Source organism: Bacteroides timonensis (assembly GCF_000513195.1).
GTDB lineage: Bacteria > Bacteroidota > Bacteroidia > Bacteroidales > Bacteroidaceae > Bacteroides > Bacteroides timonensis.
In genome coordinates this window covers 13,164-31,312 of record NZ_CBVI010000075.1, presented here as the reverse complement: position 1 = coordinate 31,312, position 18,149 = coordinate 13,164, and the positions used below count along the sequence as shown (strand labels likewise).

General features: G+C 40.6%; 9 protein-coding genes. 4 read left to right on the top strand and 5 right to left on the bottom strand.

Annotated features, from left to right (window positions below; all coding sequences use genetic code 11):
* The first annotated feature begins 69 nt into the window (after positions 1-69).
* Together BN161_RS14220 and BN161_RS14215 are read left to right on the top strand one after the other, a co-directional pair.
* A complete protein-coding gene (locus BN161_RS14220) occupies positions 70-891 on the top strand; it encodes a sensor histidine kinase (RefSeq protein ID WP_044267301.1) in 822 nt (273 codons plus the stop codon).
* Positions 863-1,777 carry a response regulator gene (locus BN161_RS14215; RefSeq protein WP_044267299.1) on the top strand — a complete coding sequence of 305 codons (915 nt, stop codon included), beginning with the start codon at positions 863-865 and terminating at the stop codon, positions 1,775-1,777. The genes BN161_RS14220 and BN161_RS14215 overlap by 29 nt, the downstream gene beginning before the upstream one ends.
* A gap of 47 nt (positions 1,778-1,824) precedes the next feature.
* On the opposite strand, the gene BN161_RS14210 is transcribed toward BN161_RS14215, so the two are convergent.
* From BN161_RS14210 to BN161_RS14195, 4 genes are all read right to left on the bottom strand, one after another.
* Positions 1,825-2,034 carry a hypothetical protein gene (locus BN161_RS14210; RefSeq protein ID WP_044267297.1) on the bottom strand — a complete coding sequence of 70 codons (210 nt, stop codon included), beginning with the start codon at positions 2,032-2,034 and terminating at the stop codon, positions 1,825-1,827.
* 133 nt (positions 2,035-2,167) lie between these two features.
* The gene (locus tag BN161_RS14205) at positions 2,168-14,827 is read right to left on the bottom strand and encodes an ADP-ribosyltransferase-containing protein (protein ID WP_044267295.1); all 12,660 of its coding nucleotides are present in this window, start codon (positions 14,825-14,827) and stop codon (positions 2,168-2,170) included.
* A complete protein-coding gene (locus BN161_RS14200) occupies positions 14,815-15,915 on the bottom strand; it encodes a hypothetical protein (RefSeq protein WP_044267293.1) in 1,101 nt (366 codons plus the stop codon). The genes BN161_RS14205 and BN161_RS14200 overlap by 13 nt, the downstream gene beginning before the upstream one ends.
* A gap of 4 nt (positions 15,916-15,919) precedes the next feature.
* Positions 15,920-16,423, bottom strand: coding sequence for a hypothetical protein (locus BN161_RS14195; RefSeq protein ID WP_044267292.1), 504 nt, complete (start codon positions 16,421-16,423; stop codon positions 15,920-15,922).
* A 133-nt stretch (positions 16,424-16,556) separates the two neighbouring features.
* Between BN161_RS14195 and BN161_RS14190 the strand changes: the two genes are divergently transcribed.
* Both BN161_RS14190 and BN161_RS14185 read left to right on the top strand, forming a co-directional pair.
* Positions 16,557-17,027, top strand: coding sequence for a transposase (locus BN161_RS14190; RefSeq protein ID WP_044267291.1), 471 nt, complete (start codon positions 16,557-16,559; stop codon positions 17,025-17,027).
* Positions 17,028-17,208: 181 nt separating this feature from the next.
* Complete coding sequence (locus BN161_RS14185; protein ID WP_044267320.1) at positions 17,209-17,439, top strand: DUF6965 family protein; 231 nt, start codon at positions 17,209-17,211, stop codon at positions 17,437-17,439.
* 10 nt (positions 17,440-17,449) lie between these two features.
* On the opposite strand, the gene BN161_RS14180 is transcribed toward BN161_RS14185, so the two are convergent.
* Positions 17,450-18,148: an SOS response-associated peptidase gene (locus tag BN161_RS14180; protein ID WP_044267290.1), complete on the bottom strand. Its 699-nt coding sequence runs from the start codon at positions 18,146-18,148 to the stop codon at positions 17,450-17,452.
* Between the last annotated feature and the right edge of the window lies 1 nt (position 18,149).

Sequence of the window (18,149 nt, the reverse complement as noted above, 5' to 3'; positions counted from 1 at the left end):
AAAAAGCAAGAGATATTTGTTTTTCAGAACAAAATAGTGTTTTTTTGTAGAGATTATAATTTTCTATTGATGAAGAAGAACAATCCTAAAGCTCCCAAAAGGAGAGAAAAAAAATATATCCCCAAAAAAGGGACTAATCCTGAAGAGTTTTCGAAAAGAATATCTATGCTTAATGAGAAAATAGATAAGAATAATAGGTTGGCAGAAATGAAGGAGCACGCTCTATATGAGTATATTGCTCTAATGACTAATTTTGCTAGCCATGATTTAAAGAATGCTATTCATAATTTGGATGGTTATGTGAACACATTAGACATCTCAAACGTTAAACAAGAGGATATAGCAACGATAAATGAATGCATTGAAAATATTAGAAAAACGATTTCAGACTTCAAGACTTTATCACCTGATGAATCAAAAAACGAGTTTCATTTATCCGAGTTAGGTAAAGCTGTTGAATTATTAAATAGGGGAACTTTAAATACTAATAATATTACTGTTACCTATGAGTATGACAAAAATAATAAAGTTGTTATCAAACAATCTCTACACAATGTCACTCAGATGATTAACAATTTAATATTAAATTCAACGAAGGCTTTATCAGAAACAAAAGATAAACGATTATATATTTCAATTGAAATTCAAGATGAAGAAGTTATTATAAAAGTTTGTGATAATGGAATTGGAATCAAAGATAGTGTTAAAGAAAAAATATTTAATTTACATTTTTCCACAACGGGAGGAAGTGGAATCGGGTTATACCATGCTAAATATATCGTTGAATCTATGAATGGAAGTATTTCATATTCAAGAAATGACAATAATTATAATACAATATTTACTCTAAAATTCCCTATATATGAACAATCTATCAATACTAATAGTTGATGATGAGCAGACTCAAGTCACAAACTTGCAGAAAGCCATTTTACAAGATTTTCCAGAAGGTGTTTCAATATTTACAGCTTCTGAAGAAAAAGATATTCAGCAAAAAATAGAATATTGTTATTACGATTTAGCCATCGTAGATTTGCGCATGAGCGATTATAGTATCAATGGATTTCAGGTTATTGAAAAAATCAAAGAAATCAACCCTTATGCCAAAATAATAATCGTATCTGCATATGGTGAAGAATATCAATCAGAATTAAATAGAGTACTTTCGTTAGGTAACATCCTGGGCTTTGTTAACAAAGCAACATTTTCTATTTTTAGGAATAATATAAAAGAACTAATAAATATCAGAATTGAAGAAATAAACAGTTGCAAAGATGTATCTATTAATGCATTAAGAGATTATTATTCATCTCTAAAAAATGAAACTGATCCAAGAAAGAAGGGATTAGCATTTGAGTATTTTGTTTCTATGCTTTTTGGACAAATGGGATTTAAAAAAATACTTTACAGAGTAAAAGATCGCACTCCTAATGAAATCGATTTAGCTATTCGAAACGAATTAGATGATTCCTTTTTCAACAAATTTAGTCCTTATTTCCTTGTTGAATGTAAAAACTATCCTGAGACTGGAGTAGATAAAAATGTATTTATCGTTTTTAAAGAGAAAATTAAAAATTCCAATGGGCTTTCTAACTTTGGCATTCTTATTACTACAGGATATATGAAATCGAGTGTCTTTCAAGAAGCAATAAGGAGCTCATGTGAGAATATTAAAATAATACTACTATCTAACCCAGAAATAGAATTCTTAATTCGTTCAGATAACAAACTTGAAGACTTCAAATCTATTATTGATAAGCAAATTAAAGATAATTGAAACAATAAATCCCTGTCAATTGGCGGGGATTTATTAATATAACCTTATCAAACCACTTTCTTGCCAGTTCTTATATCCAGTATTATACATCCACTATTCTTCTCCTTGCTATTATCACAAGGCTCATTGCCACAATACAATTCACAGCCACGCAATTCATAGTTCTTCTCCGGAAGGCCTACAACGAATCTCAATCCATTGTTCTCGCCTATCAATCTGTAAATTGTCAATTTCAGACGTTCTATATCTTCGTTCATACACTTTTATCCATTTATCGTTTCACTGTCATTTTAATAGTTAATACTTGTATCGCTTGCAATTGCAGTACAAATATCCCACTATGAGAGCCACCGATGTGGCAAACACGGGACGGGTGTCGCATAAGAGGTATTAAGGAGTTATTTCCTCCTTATACCTTTCCCTGTATTTCTGTTGGGCTTCCGGATCGTTGGACAATTCTTTCAGTTTCCGAAGATGCTTTTTCTTTTTTTCCATTTTATCAATATCCTCCCTCTCTTTGGGCGTCATCTGCATCCTTTCAGCTTCCTTCTTGACTTCATTCTCTTTCCGTTTAGTAAGAGGCTTAGCACCCGGAACCCAGTTCTCCCAAGCATTTTTCTTGGGAATATACTTGTAGGCACGCGCTATCTTCTTAGCATATTCAAGTATCGGCTCATTTTTATACAAATCCTTAGCTACAGTTACCCGGCTGCTCTTGGGAGAGTTCAGAATATACATCAAATCAATAATACCATCATCTTCTAAAGCACCATCACGAACTAATCCTTCCACGCCAAGATAGACGTTGCCCCACACTTCCAAATCAACACCGGCGTAACGTGATGCTTTCGCCAACGTAATATATGCCATTTGAGGACTTATCAACCCATCTTCCTCAATGGCTTTCTTGGACTCCTTCATGAATTTGTCAAGCTCGTCATACACAAGGAACGGATTCATCCCATATCCACTTGCTATTGATTCAAGCAAATTTCCTCCAGGAACACCTTTTATCGGAGATGTCAGCATGAAAGCCAAATCCTTGGCCCACTTATCATCATCCCCATCTCCACGGAAGAACCCAAGTAACCCCTGGCTGCCGATATTCCAAAGTATATTCAATCCCCATCCGAACAGAGCTATTTCAACTACGCTCTTCCTATTCTCATTCAAAAGTCTGCGGTATGCTTTACTTTCTGCTTCCAGTTCAGACAAGCCTTCTTCCTTCATGTATATTTCAGTATAGTTTTTCTTTAGTTCCTGCCACTTCAAGCTTCGCGACAAATCATAAAAAGCAGCCATTAGCTTGCGTACATAACCGATATTTGAGTTCTGATAAGTAGTCAGCATGCGGTCAGTAAACGTGCGGCTCATCTGCATGGGCGACATGAAAGCCGGATGAGATGACTGCTGCGTGGCATTATAATAGATATCAGCCTCTGCCAAAGCTTGGTTGCGTGCTTCCTCTTCCTTGAGACCTGATTTTTTCAGTTGCGCAAACTTATAATCAAAGATGGATTTGGCACCGATAGAACAAGTAATGGCATCGACCAATTTGTTCGGTATCATACCTATTTCTATATACTTATCCATCCATCTTGAAAAGCTCTTTTCATCAAGCTTTTCATTTCCGGCAGTTCCACTTTTCACTCGTTCATAAAAGGAAGGGATATTCTTCATACACCATTGAACGTCAGCGTATGGTTTTACCGCATTCTTTGTCAAATGTGCTATATACAATGGACTCTGCGAATACCCCAAGAATGCTGGAGCGGATAAAACTTGCTTCAATGCCGTATTCAAACGGAATGCAATATTGCCTCCCACAATTCCTTTTGACAATTTCCCAAGAATTTCGTCACCATATTTGGCACTATCCGGATGGTTGGCTTTTGCAGCAACCTCTGCCGCATCATAGAAGCTCTCATAACTTCCCCTGACATTGGCATTAAGCTGATTCCGAAACATTATACTGCTTAGTATATAGTCCAAGTCCTTCCGCACCCTTGCATAAGCATTCCACTCTTCCATCTGGCTGCCATGTTCTAAAAGTACATCAAATCCACTGTAGGTAATGTCAACCGGCTTTGTGTTCACCGTGCGGTTTATAAGGCTGCCAGCCTTTTCCTCCAGCGTTTTCCGCTTATTTCCGTCTTCGGACAAAGAGGCTTCTTGCCTTACGGCTTCCTTACGTATCTTCAGAGGAATGTAGTTTTCAATCTCAGCCAAGGAGGTGTTGAACATTTCAAGGTATTTGGCATTGTACTTCTCCCGCAAATCTTTCAAAAGTTCATCCTGCACCCAGTCGGCAAATAGCACATACTCCGTCCCGATGAAGTCCGCTATCTGTGCGACAGACTCTTCATCGAATCCCTGCAATTCCAATTTAGTACGTCCGTCGTTCATTTTCCAGACTTGGTAGATATACATGGCCTGCCCTTTGGTAAGCGGCAGCTCATAACGTACCCCATAGCCTTTGCCACGCTCGTTTTCGGACTGGGTGACATAAACACCCGACTTTTCCACCACTTTATCACTTTTCAAAGAAACAGCTTCAAAACTTTCCCCGAACACCTCTCCACACTTATCGTCCAGTCGGGTTCTCAGTTCCTTCATACCTGATACGTAGGTATCATAAGCCTTCAGCACTCCTTCGTCTCCGGCAATGAAACACTTATACAAAAAGCCGTCCTTGCCCAGTGTCTTTGTATTTACACGCTTGCACATGTACTCAAAGCTGCCCATCGGAGCGGAAAAGAATTTCTTCGCCCAATGTTCCTTGCTTTGGTTCTTTTTGAATATATCTATCGGCTTCCCTTCCACCGAACGGATGGCACCGCTTATCAGTTCCCACTTCCGTTGCATCTCTTTCTCTTTACGTCTCAGCAAGTTATTTCTCCCATTGGAAATAAGTTCATTCAGTTCTTCAACAGTCATTTCCATCTGTTTTACCTGAGTGGAACGGATGTCATTCACAAGACGGTCGTATGCCACAATACGGCGATGGTTCTCGTTGATTTGTTCGGTGAGCCTTTTGCGTTCTGTCTCGTTTTTACCTATACGCTTTCTATAGAGGTCTGAATTATTAAGGATAAGTTTCTGCTTGTCAACCTCAATACCTTCGATTCCGGCATCATGCTTCCTGTTAGTGAATATTCCTTGAAGGATATTCAATGCAGCCATACGCTCTGTGTCGCCTTGCGTCCAGGTATCCTTCCCCATAGCGGCATTATCCATCTTTTCATCGAGGCGTTTCATTTCCGCATCTATATCTACGTCACCGGCATTAAGTATTTGCTCTTTTACCGCATCAGCTTCAGCCTGCAAGTCCTTCAGTTGAGACTTTCCTTCTTCAACTTCCGTTTCAAGAGAAGATATCTGTTCATTAATATTATTCTTTTCCTTCTCCGTCTTAGCAGTAGTAAGTAAACTATGCAAACGGGTAATTTCTTCCCGCTTCTCTCTGCCACTACGTCTTAGATACTTCATGTCATCCTCAAACCCGGACAAAACCAAGTCGGACACTTTCCCACGGAGAAAAGAGAATATCTTTCTGGTACTGTCATCCACATTTTTGGCTATGGACATGTTCTTTCCGTTCACATCCTGTACTTGAAGAGAAAGCAGCTTGTCAATCATACGTTGAAGTTTGCGACGTTGTGCGTTCATTATCACATTTTTGACATTCATCACAATCTTCTCCAATGACTTTATACTCTTTGCGTTCTGTGCTTGTACAAGCAGGGAGTTCAAATCCTGCTTGCCAAAATAACCGACCAAGGACGAATCGATTTCCCCCCGAATGAATTCTGTAACGGAACGCCTTAACTCTTCTTGATTTTCAAATTTACTTATTTTTTTCTCCAAAGATGCAATACGGGAATTCAGCTCTTTTATTTGCTCATTGGCAAAATTATCACTTTCACGGAATCTTACTCCTTTGTCGTTTGACTCTTGTCTTTCTCCGCTTCCGGCTTCGTTTCTTGCTCCTTCGCTTTCTGCCCCTTTCTTTTCTTCTCCAGCTCTTGCATTGCCGGAGTTCCGCACTTCCAACTCATATCCGGTTCCCAAGGTTCGTCCCAAAAGTTTGTTACTTTCTTCTCTGGTTCTTTCTGTTGTTCCATATGCTATAAAATTAAATATACCTTCAAATACTTCTTTTATTATAGGAGAAGCGTTTTCCAGTTCCTGCTGAAAAGTTGCTTCTCCTGACTTTTTTATTTTATCCTCCACGAATTTTACGATACACTCTTCCTTTTGAGCGGCATCGTTCCTTTCGGAATATTTGTTTCTTACAATCTCACAGCCTTTTGGTTTTTTTGCAGATAGCCATTCGTAAATAGGTTCAATTACTTCCTCTGCTTTATTTCCAAATATTTCCCGTATTGCCCTATGAGTATTCTCATGCCAAAGATAGGCTTTTAATTCCTTATCGGATGCACCGTTATTAGAAATAATCACTCTTCCTGCTTCTTCATTATATACAGCGACCACTTCTCCTGAATTGAAAGCACCCTCTATTTCATCAATGGACTCATCCGACATACCTATAGCTTCCAATTGCTCACGCAACATTTCTCTTGAGCGGACAACCAATGCATTAGCTGCCCCGGTATGGCTCTTCGCAAAATCACTCACAACCTTGGTTGCCCTGTCATAATCCGCTTTCTCTTGTGCCGGAGTACGGGAATACTCACCGATATGGAACCTTTCCTTCATGCTCTCATCAGCTGCAATTTTATTGATGACAGCAATACCATCATCAGTGTTCATCAGACGGTTCTTTGATTTCCACAATAAATATTTCAAATCATTGCCGGTCAACTTCACATCAATTCCTATTTCACGGAGAAAGTCACGCACGGCGGAAACAATCCGGTTCCACCATGAAGGTATCTCATCCTTTTCTGCCTGCTCTGCCAAATATTCGTCCATAGCCACAGCAATATTTCCTTTATATTTATTCTCTGCAACATCATGAACCTTTTTTCTGACATCATCCGGCAGTTGTGCGTACAGTTTCTCCATCATGCCATCAAATTTCTCTTTACCGAACAAATCACGCAGTCCTTTGTGCCCTACCACTTCATGGAGGACGGACGTCACTGCATCGGCAACATTATTTATATTCGGAATATACACAGATACTTCACCTGTATTTGTATCGTACCACGCTTTTATATTCCTTCCTCTTTCAATAGCACGCTTAGCAACTCCGTCGGGAAGTTCTTCCACTGTACGGAGCATGTGAATGGGAGTATGCAGCACATCAGACAGTTTAGTAATGGCAGCTAAGACTTTCACCGTATTTATTTCATGTGGGTCTTCACTGTTCTCACGTAAACGGATAGCATCATTATAGGAAGAAAAACTTCCTATATTCTCTGTTGCAGATTTTATCTGATTAGGCTCAAAAACTACAACCATTTTAGAAGAACCATCATTGATAATTGCTCCATCAGTTTTTTTATCCTCAATCTCATCAAGCATAAAAGACTGGTAATTATCCCAAAACTCAATAGAATCCATGTTTTTTAAGGCATTCCCCAAACCATTCTTTACAGCCCATCTATTGTCAGCCATTATCGGCTTTCTTATATTCAAAAATACAGGAATTATGTCTCCCTTAACTGCAAAATCAAATTCTGAAGTGGAATAGTCCTTGGCAATACTCTCTTTATCCGTAAAAAAGAATCCCGATTCATCGTAAGAATATCGACTCCCAATCATATCCTTTCTGAACCGTTCTATACTTTTGGAAAGCGTACCATGATAAACCACCAAAGGCTCACCATTCTTATCCACCACTTTAGAAGCATCCTTGGGACTGTTTTCCCAGTCTCCAAACCAATTTTTGAATGCTTTAGTCCTCACTTGTACCCATTGTTTATCCGAAAGACTTGTTTTCTTTCCATTGGGCGCTTTCATGTAAGAACCATCTTCCTTTGCTTTGTCAATTATAGATTGTTCCTCTTTGGAGTAAAAGTCTTTTTCTCTAAATCGAGTATCTGCTTTCCTAGTATTGAAACGCTTAGAAGGAGGAATGATATTCCCACTATCATCCCTGGTTATCAAATCACTTAATTTACGGTTGTTTTTTGTGTCCTTATAGTGGTAATCACTACGATCATCATAACCCCATTCGTTGATGTCATTCCCGTCCCAATAAAGATTTTCAGCAGAAACTTTCTCTCTCATTATCCTATAATTACCATTCAATACATGTTCACCATGTACTTTTACGTAAGACTCAGACAATGAAACCCAATCACCGTTTCTCACCTTACCTTCTTTTAATGATTTAGGAACGGCACGATAAATAGTTACCATAGGACGTTTCCCTTCATCGATAGCGGATAATGCTTCATTAATAGCGGACGCACTTTCATCTCTATATTTATCCCGGTTCATATGGAGCAACTCGTCTAAAGACTCACGTATTTGGTCTTTATTTACAGCAATATCAACCATATTCTTGTCAATGCCTTCTTCATCGTACGATGGTGCGCGATGCGCCATTCTAAATTCATCCGCTGATACATATCCTTTCCGGCGTGCAGCCTCATTCACTATGTCACGCATACGAGATTCGCTATTTTCCTCTAACGCATTGAAATAAGATGCGTCCATTTCTTCGTCCGTCATCAGCTCAAATTTCTCTAGACGTTTTCTTTCTGCTTCTGCTACTTCTTCTGCACGCTTACGGGCAGCTTCCATAACATTGCGATTCTCCATTTCCCGTTGCACATATTCATCACGCAGGGCATCTACATTTCCAAACTTTTCATATAGTTCCTTCTCGACAGGAGCAAACGTTTTTACAAATTCACCTAAAGACAAATCAGAATTCAAAAGGCGTATATTTCTCTTTATATTTTTAAAAGCATAGCTGGCACCACCCAAATTACCAATGTTCATAGACTGTTCATATTTCCTCACATCATCTTCATTAAGATTATGTTTTTGAGCAAAAGAGGTTATATCACTGTCATCCATTTCACGAAAACGGATACTGTTTTCCTGCCAATCTATTCCACGTTTTTGCAATGCACGTCTAGCCGCATGTGTACCTTCGTTATCTGGATTCCCATTAGCAGTTTTCAGCAATCTTTCTATTGTGTTCGGTTCTCGTAATTCGCCTTTGCTGAGTTTATCTCGATACTCTTTGCGCAACACCTCACGGCGATCTGTATAGTCTTTATCCTTTTTTGCTTGGGATTTTACAGCCTTGTCTTGTTGCTTACTTGTTCTTTGCTTTCCTTTATGAAGAGCTACATCACCAATACCCGAAAAGCCATATCCTTTCGATGCAATGTATTCTTCTTCTGTCATTGCAGGAATTTCAAGGGCGAATTCTGATTTTGAGGATGAAGTGGCAGAAAACACACTCTTATCCTCGTTCTTTATGCCAGCTAGCTTCTTTAGTTCATTCTCTGCCTCTTCCACTCTTTTCTTCTTTTCTTCAACCTCCTCTGGAATGTAGCCTGAATTTGTCGCTTGGGCAACCGAAAGCTCCCGCTTAGCATCCATTAATTCATAACGTGCTCGTTTAATATCGGCAGCTCGTTTCTTGTTTTTAGTATCAGACTTGCTTTTTGGTAAATTTACAGTTGTTTCACTGCTATTTTCCTGCGGTGAGAGGAAATCCGTCTTTACACTCTTATAATCTACAAACGGTTTAGTTTTACGATGAGAAGATTTAATCCACTTCTTAAATTCATCCTTCGAAACTTCTGTAATAGTACCCAAACCTTTCCAACCAGAAGAGTAATTTGCAAGATAAGCAGCACGTGCAGTTTCTGCTGAAGGGAAACCATACATCACTTTGTGTTCATCAAAAGAACCGTCTTCATTTATTTGGTCAATGACATACACCTTACCATCAGCCGGATTGTCCGATAAGAACACATCAATATGATCACCGTCTACCCCTTCTGTTCCGCGAATGTAACCATAGCTATTATTCATTGTGACACTCCATGGCTGTCCATTAGCATCTACCCCCGAACGTTCACTGCCTTTAGGATTTTCTATAGTAATATCGTATCCACCAATATTGATATGTCCCTTCTTATAATTGCCAGCTGATTTCTGTGCCTCAGTAGGGGTAGTATCTACTTCCTGTTCAGCATCAAATAAACGTTTAGCTTCTGATATTCTGCTGGCGTAATCAATTAGATCTTCACCAGCCTCAGGTTGAGGTGCAGTAAACCGAGGATTTTTTTGCTTATTTACGGACAGTTCGCTATCTCTGTCAACAGAAGAAGAACCCACATCTTGCAGTAGAGCCGTGTCACTCTGCAGATCAATTTGATTTTCACCAGTGTCTGTCTTCTTGTCAATAGGCGTTGCCGCTTCTTTGTTAGATTGATTATAAATAGCGCCAAATGATCCTACTCCGATAGGTTTTATTTTTTGCTGGTTGCCTCTGCTTCCTTCGCTTTCCGATGCATCTCTTGATGCCTCTTCAATTCTTCGTCGTAATTGATAAATCGATTCTTCCTGTTCGCCAGATATTTCAGACAACGTTCCGTGCTCTCCTTGTGGAATTGATTCAGAAACTTCGCCATTTTCGTGATATTTTTGATTGTCACCTTGCAAAGGTGCAGAATTATCCTCATAGTTCAAAGCATCGCTACCATTTTCCTGAGGCAAGGAAGATGGTTCTGCAACAGACAAATCACTCGCTGTGGGTTGTTCTGCATTTAATAACCCATGCTTATCTATGTTTTCTAATGACTCATTGGAGACAACTCCGCTATTCGGATCTTCGCTTAGGCTTGTTTTTTGCTCTCCAAGTACAATGCCCGGATATAGTTCGCCAACGCCTTGTTGCTCACCTTGATCATAGCTGTCCGTCCGGCTTCCCTCGCCCGGTCCACGTCCTCCTGACTCAACAGTTGGTTCTTCAGGCAATATCGTATCGCCTTCCGTATTTCTTCCTGGAAGTTTTTCTCCTTCAGGTACTCCTTGCCGAACATCATTGTTGCTTCCGCTTCGTTCATATCCTTGTTGTTCTTTGTCGGCTTCTACAGAGGAAGTCACAGCTTTTTCTTTCGCTGCCCGTTCCTCCATCTCGGCCATGTATTTTTCCGCAAATATACTCATTAAATCATTATCAAGCATCATGTCATACTGTTCTTCTGAATAAAGATCTATTGTTTCCTGATATGCCTGATAATCCTCCACATTCATATAATTCTGTTCTGCCTCCCATTCCATACGTTGGCGTTCCATCTCTTTATCGTATCCCGGTTGCTCTTCTTCCACATCAGAACCATGCAAGCGTTTTGCCTCATCGAACATAGCCTTTGGTCCTTTGTGCGACTGGAACGCGTCAAGAACCATATTGAATACGTCTGTCTGCTCTACACCCTTCTTCACATAGTCCGGCATATTATCAAACATCACCTCCGAAGCCTCTTCGGGAGTCATCCCATCGGCTGCGAATGCCCAGACGCGACTTCTTCGTTCACTCTCCGACCCGGAAAGTCCGGTGTGGGAGGCAAGCCCATGCGTAGTTCCTTTATCCCCCCACTTGAACCGTATGCGTCCGGTTGCAATCTCACGCAACACATATTCCTGCGGAGTAACAGCTTCGCCAAGCTGCCCATCTTCTTTTATATAACGTACGGAAGAAGATGATTTCGGCTTCGAATAAGCACCTTTATCAATCTTCTCCTGTACTTTCTGTTGTGCAGCCAACTGTTCTTCCGGGGCCATGGATGCAAGACGTTCCTCGTTCTTCTGCACCTGCACTGCGGCCTCATCAATAAGGGTGGCTTTCTTGCGTCCTTGCTCTATGACATCTGCAACAGATTGCCAGTACCCTCTCTTGGCATTAACCTCATCTATCTTCGCACGCCTTTCAGCTTTCAGCTTCTGTATCTGCATCGGATTGGATGCATAGGTTTTCATTTTCTCGGCTTTCTTCAACTCACCATCGTAGAAAGAAACCATCTGCACAGCCGTGTCCTTTGCTTCATCTACATCCCCGTCGTTCATTTCCAGAAGGGCAGCACCGGTATCTTCCATAGTTGCAGACTCGAAGTCGGGTTCTTGCGCTTCATTGAGAGGAATACGGGATAGTGCGCTCTCCGGCTCTTCCTGCTGTTCCGCTTCATCCTGCAGTTGTTCTTCCTGCGAGACAGTACCTTCTTCCAAGCCTTGTGGCTCATCTTCTGTACCCTGAATACCATCATTCGGCAAAACAGACTCTTCCTCCATTACGTAATCGGCTAAAGCAGAATAATCAATGGATGGCATGATATCGCTATCTACCACATTTCCGTTTCTGTCCAATATGTCATAAGAGGTTTCACTTCCATCCGTACCCGTTTGCACAGCGAATCTACCGTCAGGAAGGATTTTTTTCTGTTGAGGGATATCACTTTCTGCATCCTCTACTTCTGTCACTCGATTTTCATCTGGCCACAGTTCGGCTTCTTTGGCTGCATAGTATTCATCGGGAGAAATAGATGTCCGCGCGCCCAATCCAGGAGGCACTTCTATTTTCCCGGCGGCATTCAACTTAATCGCCATTACGCTTAAACCAGGATCAGCCATATTATTACCCTCTATTAGATAGCGACTACCATCCATCATAACAGTTTCTCCACGAACAGGTGCAGGAATATCAGGAGAACGGAGGCTTTCTTCCTCATTAGTGACGAAATCTTGTTCAGCATTAATCTCAGCCTGAACAATCATATCATCAATAGGGACCTCGGACAGAACGCTATCAAAGTCCTCAGCCTGGGCCATCTTTCGCTCACCGGTTTCATCGACATAATAAATAGTCTCGCTTGAATTGTCCCGATCCAGAAAGCCATCCTCACCAAATGACAGATTACCACCTACAAGATAAACTGGATTATCGGCAAACTTATGTTTCGCCTGAACAACAAAACCTGTTTCCGGATTACTAATCTTTTCGATGTCGGCCATTGCCTGTTCGCGGGCCTGCATCTTTGCCTCTTCCTTTCTTTTGTTGGTATGATCGACGTACTGCGAGAATATCTCCTTTACCGGAAGATAATCTGCCAGAGCCGAAACCTGTTGTTCATTCAGGTTATTGGTCGATGCAAACTGCCCAAGGTCTGAAACAGCATCCAACTGAGAAACAATTTCCTCAGGCAAGAGACTGTTTACTTTTCTCTCAGCTCGTTTAAAATTACGGTAAATATCAATCTTATTTGCTTCAATATCTTCGGAAGTAACGCCAGCAGACACATCTTCATTCTGCACATCTTCAAGTACCCTTTCTTCCTGCATATCCTGAACAGCAAAGACACGTTCTTTCTTTTCTTCTTGAGTTAGTTTTTCATCTGCGAGCGTCCTTTTGATAAATGCTTTAGTCGTTTCTTTGTCACCGGCATTTATTACTTGCTGCAATTCATCAAATAAAGCTTGGTCTTCCTCATTCAGCCCTTCTTTAAACCTGTGTAAGTTCCTCTGAGTAGTATATTTCTCACGTGCCATTCCCCCAAGTCCTAGCAGACCAAAGGCAGCAGACGTCGGTGCAAGTCCCAGAAATGTATCAATGTTGTTGTCTAAATCTGTAGCTTGTTCAACAGTCATCTCTCCCAGTGGAATGTTGGCAAAGTTGTTGTATACCTCTTCGGCATATTCTCCTAACAGCCCATGAAACTGTGTACGTTCAGCAACGTTTTTGATAGTAGGATTATTCTTTATCTTGCTGATGAACTGCACAATCTCGCTATTGGAAAGCTTAGAAAAGTCAGGAATAAACTTGCTCAATGCTTCTTTCGCCAACTTGCCACCACCAGCGAACGCATTAAAGACCATTTCCGACTGATTTTCGAGGAAATTAGAGACAGCTGATTTACCCAAGGCCTCGCCCACCTCCATGCCATTCTCACGGCCTGCATACTTAATCTCACCATCTTCTACTGTCGCTTGAACATCACCAATCATCCGTTCGTTGGTTCCAGAAGCTACGCGACCTATACTTGAAGTAGCTGTCATCCCGGCAGCGGCTGCGGCATCACCAACCAATCGGCCCGCAACCTTTGCCGCATTACTTGTTGCTACACGGCCAAAGCGTTTCAAACCATGTTTCAGCAAACCTTTTGCTAATGCATTGCCGGAAGAAGAAACTGGATTAACAGCAAATTCCAGCATGAAAGGAATACTTTGAGCCGTCGTACTACCAGCTTTATAACCTCTACTCATATCAGAAGAGAAGTAAGCCTGTGTAGCCATGTTTACAGCCGCAGCATCAAGTAACTTCGATTCTTCCGGGGAAAGTTCTTCTCCACTCTCTTCTTTCTCAATCGCCTTTCTGAGCAAACCGGAATATACCGTATCTGTAAGTCCCATGGTCCAGTTGTCTGTATCCATAAACTTATCTTTGAAACCTCTACCAAGTGAAGAGAAAAAGCCCGTATCGCCTTTCTTTGCCTCTTCTACAAGCTTATTAGCATCATCAAGTAAGTTCTTTGCTGCATGGAGCGATGTATAACGATCCTGCGTCTCTTTGGTATCACCATTACCAAACCTTTGTGCGGCACCAACGGCAGAAGAAGGTATGAAAGCGGAACCGGCAGGCATAGGTACCGGCTCTCTCTCTTTGTTCAATTCACTATCAATCTCACCCAACTGACCACTGATATAATTCGAGAAGAAATCTTTTTCATCATTCTTCCTTTTCTCTATTGCGGCACTGTATTGTTTCGATTGTTCTTCCGGAGTCATCTGTTGATAATCTGCATAAGGCACACCAAATATCATTGTATCCTCACCTTTACCCTCAACGTATGGAGATTTCGGACGTGGTTGTGGCTGTTGCAATTGTTGTTGTCCTGGATGAGGAACAGTAACAGCTGGTATCTGACTATTACTCATAGCTTTGTCAAAAGCATCATAATCCCCAATATCTACACCTTTACTTTTTGCAGTATTATACAACCAGTCTTTATTTGCATCTACATTTTTATCAAATTCCTCATAGGCGCCCATTTGAACGCCTTTGTTCGTAAGTACATCATAAAGCCACTTACGATTTTCATTCATGTTTACTTCAGCCATGGTGCTTTATTATTGGATGATTGATTGTTACTAATCCACGGAGCAACTTCTTTCTTATCTGTTGCCCCTCCTAACTTAAACCCTCTACTTTTCAGTTCTTCGGCTGGTATCATACCGTTCTGCAATGCATAAGCGGCAGCAGCTTGCCAATCAGTCTTAGTCTTTGTGATATTTCCCATATTGTCCCTTTCATGAGAAAGGAACGGAGTCAAGTCGTCCTCTCCCATTCCAGATCCGAGCACAATTTGTTGGGCTTCATTTGGAGTAAGTCTTGTATTACGAGTATAGACATTACCATCACCTCCAATAACACTATCCACAATCTTGGAATTATTGCTATTTTCTTTTGTTTCAATCTCGTTTAATCTATACTTATGGTTGAGTGCAGCAAGTTCTTTCGCATCCTTAGCCTTTATTGCTTGCTGCTGTAAGGCCTGTTTCCCTTTAGCATCCAACATTCCTATTTGGAATGCCTGGTCTATCTGTTTTAAGGTCAAATCACGGTTATATTTCAACTCTGTAGCTGCCTTTGCCGCCTCTTGTTTGCGTTCATACAAATCGTCTGCATGTTTATTCTCATAGTCTTTAAAAATGGCAGAGAGAGACTTATTTTGAAAGTCAGCATCATTCGCGCGTTTAGCATCCCGAAGACGTTGTAACCGTTCGTTATACTTAGGTACCTGCGAATTTATCGGAGCGAATTGCCGGGCACCTTTTGAAGAAGCGAACATTTGGCCACCCAAATTTGCAATGTCCCCCAACAGAGAAAGAGCACGTTCCCGTCGAGTAATCTTCTCTTCTTTTTCAAGATCCGGCTTCCGGTAGAAGTCCTTGAAAAAGCCATAAAGACCTTTCTGGCCAATCGCATCCGCATAATTGGGCTGTTCAGGAGTAGCAGGTCTTATTTCAGATACAACATGAGCAACAGGTTGAGCAGGTGCTATAACCTCATCCATTGAGGCAGGTTTCGGTATATGAGGACCAGCCGGTCTTATTTCAGAAACTTTATGTCCTTCAGGTACTACCGGAGTTACAACTTCATCCATCGAAGCCAGAGCCGGTTTATTAAGATATTCTAGTAATGCCATACGTCTACCCTTTCTTATCCAACAGGCTCAGAGCTGAGCTAATTAACGATCCACTATTACCCAATAACTGCGTACCACCCGCTTCGTTTGCCTGCAGTTGAGCCATCTGTTGCTGCATTAATGCATTATCATTAGCTTGTTTCTGAGCATCGACCTGCCTTTTTATAGCATCACCACGAGTCGCAAGATTTCCAACAACTTCTCCCATCATCTTCTGGTCATTTTCCTGTTGTGCAAGCACAGCCTCCGGAGTACCTCCTGTAACAGCGGCAGTTGCTTGTGCTTCTTGATTTCTACGACGCAATGTATCTTCCACTCTCTTTATAGCAGACTGAGCCTCTTTACTATCTAAGTAGTTCTGATAGTAGTTACGGTTATACCAAGCCTCATTCTTATTACGCTGTTGGTTAAGCATCTGCTGTTGGGCATTGGCCGCTTTTGCCGCCTTGCTTGCTCCCATTACTCCGCCAATCAAACTGGCACCTATTCCAATTGCAGTTCCTATCATAATAGCTATTTTTTTAAGAGCAAAAAAAAGGATTTATCGCCATATCATAGTTGCGCTTTTACAACAATAATATGCTGTATTACAATTATATTTGTGATTTAATTAAATTATCACTTAAACAATTACAATCCACATGAAGAAACTCATAAAGAAAAAGAAGAACTCATACACTGAAGAAGAAAAGATACAGGCTGTAAGACTATTGAAGGAAAACAACTTCAATCATTACCTCACAGCCGCTCAAACTGGTGTGTCTATCTCATCTCTACATAACTGGTCTGCCCGATACATGAACGACATTGATAACACCAATAAGGTACAGATAATAGCCGAAAGTGTAGAGTTGAATCTGGCAAGGGTAAAAACCAACTTTATCAATAAACACTATACCAAAATGAATGAGCTTGCTGAGGAAGCTGTCAAAAAAGCAATCGACCTTGTGAAAGAAGAAACAGACCTCAATAAGGTCAACAACACAATAAAGGTTATTTCTGACTTTTTTAGTAAGATGTCAGATGAAGGAGAAGAAGGAGAAAAAAAAGGCGATAGTTATAATCTCATCCAACAAACAATTATAGCATGCAATTCGATGAACCAACAATAATAATAGCATCTTCGCTGCATGAAAACTACTTCTCATAAAACTAGGGAAATATGCCGGATATGGTTAATATCCTTTTATCGGCTCTTATTTCCAATTGGGTAGAAAAGCTTAAGACAACCGAATAAACAGCCTTTTCCTTTGCCTTTTCCCTGCTATGATTTATCTTTGTTTCAAAAACAATATGGCATACAATTATGATGAAGAGAGCGTGAAAGCTCTAATTAACTGGGCTGAGACCGCGCAGTTACCCCAAGAGGTAACTTTAAGTGAGGCTGAACATATTACCGACACCAAGATATATGTTCGTGCTAATATCAACGACATTAAGCAACATTACCCAGATGCATTCTATAACCCGGCAATTGACCGACTTTATAGACTGAAGGAATTCGTAGAAGGGACGGCGGAGTAACCGTCCTTTTTTATGCTCTTTGCAAAATTGATGGATCAGTTGGTGCTTTTTTTATAAAGTCATTCTCTATAATATAGGCGTCCATCAGTTTTGCATCATAGGGCTTCAATAAAGATGATATTTCTGCTTTTGATAAATCTGATTTCAACCATTTTTCTTCATCCTCTGGAGATAAGATTGCCGGCATACGGTGCTTGGAGTTGTGGATATAATCAGTCAAAGGATTGGTATCTGTCGTAATGATGGAAAATGTTGTATGTTCCTCTCCAGTCACTTTATCCAGCCAAGTATCATATATTCCGGCCATAGAGAAAATAGGCTCATCTTTCAGATAAATATAGTAGGGTATCTTCTTACTTCCCTCATGTCTCCATTCAAAGTAACCAGTTGATGGGACTATACAACGTTTCTTCATAATCGGCTCACGGAATGAGGGCTTTTCAAAGATAGTATCTGCCCGGGCATTAAGTGTCATTCTCCGGATCTCGTCAGCATTAGTTTCACCCTTCGTCCAGAAAGGTATTAATCCCCAATTGAAAACCTGAACTTCATCACTCTTTGTGATTATTGGGTATTTTGGAAAGTTGAAAGCATTAACATGATATTGCTCATTGAGAATGTCTTGGTATATCTCAACTATATCCGACTTCCGGCCATATCGAGCAGCCAGTTTGATTGCCTTAGCATTCATGGAATTATGGAAACACATA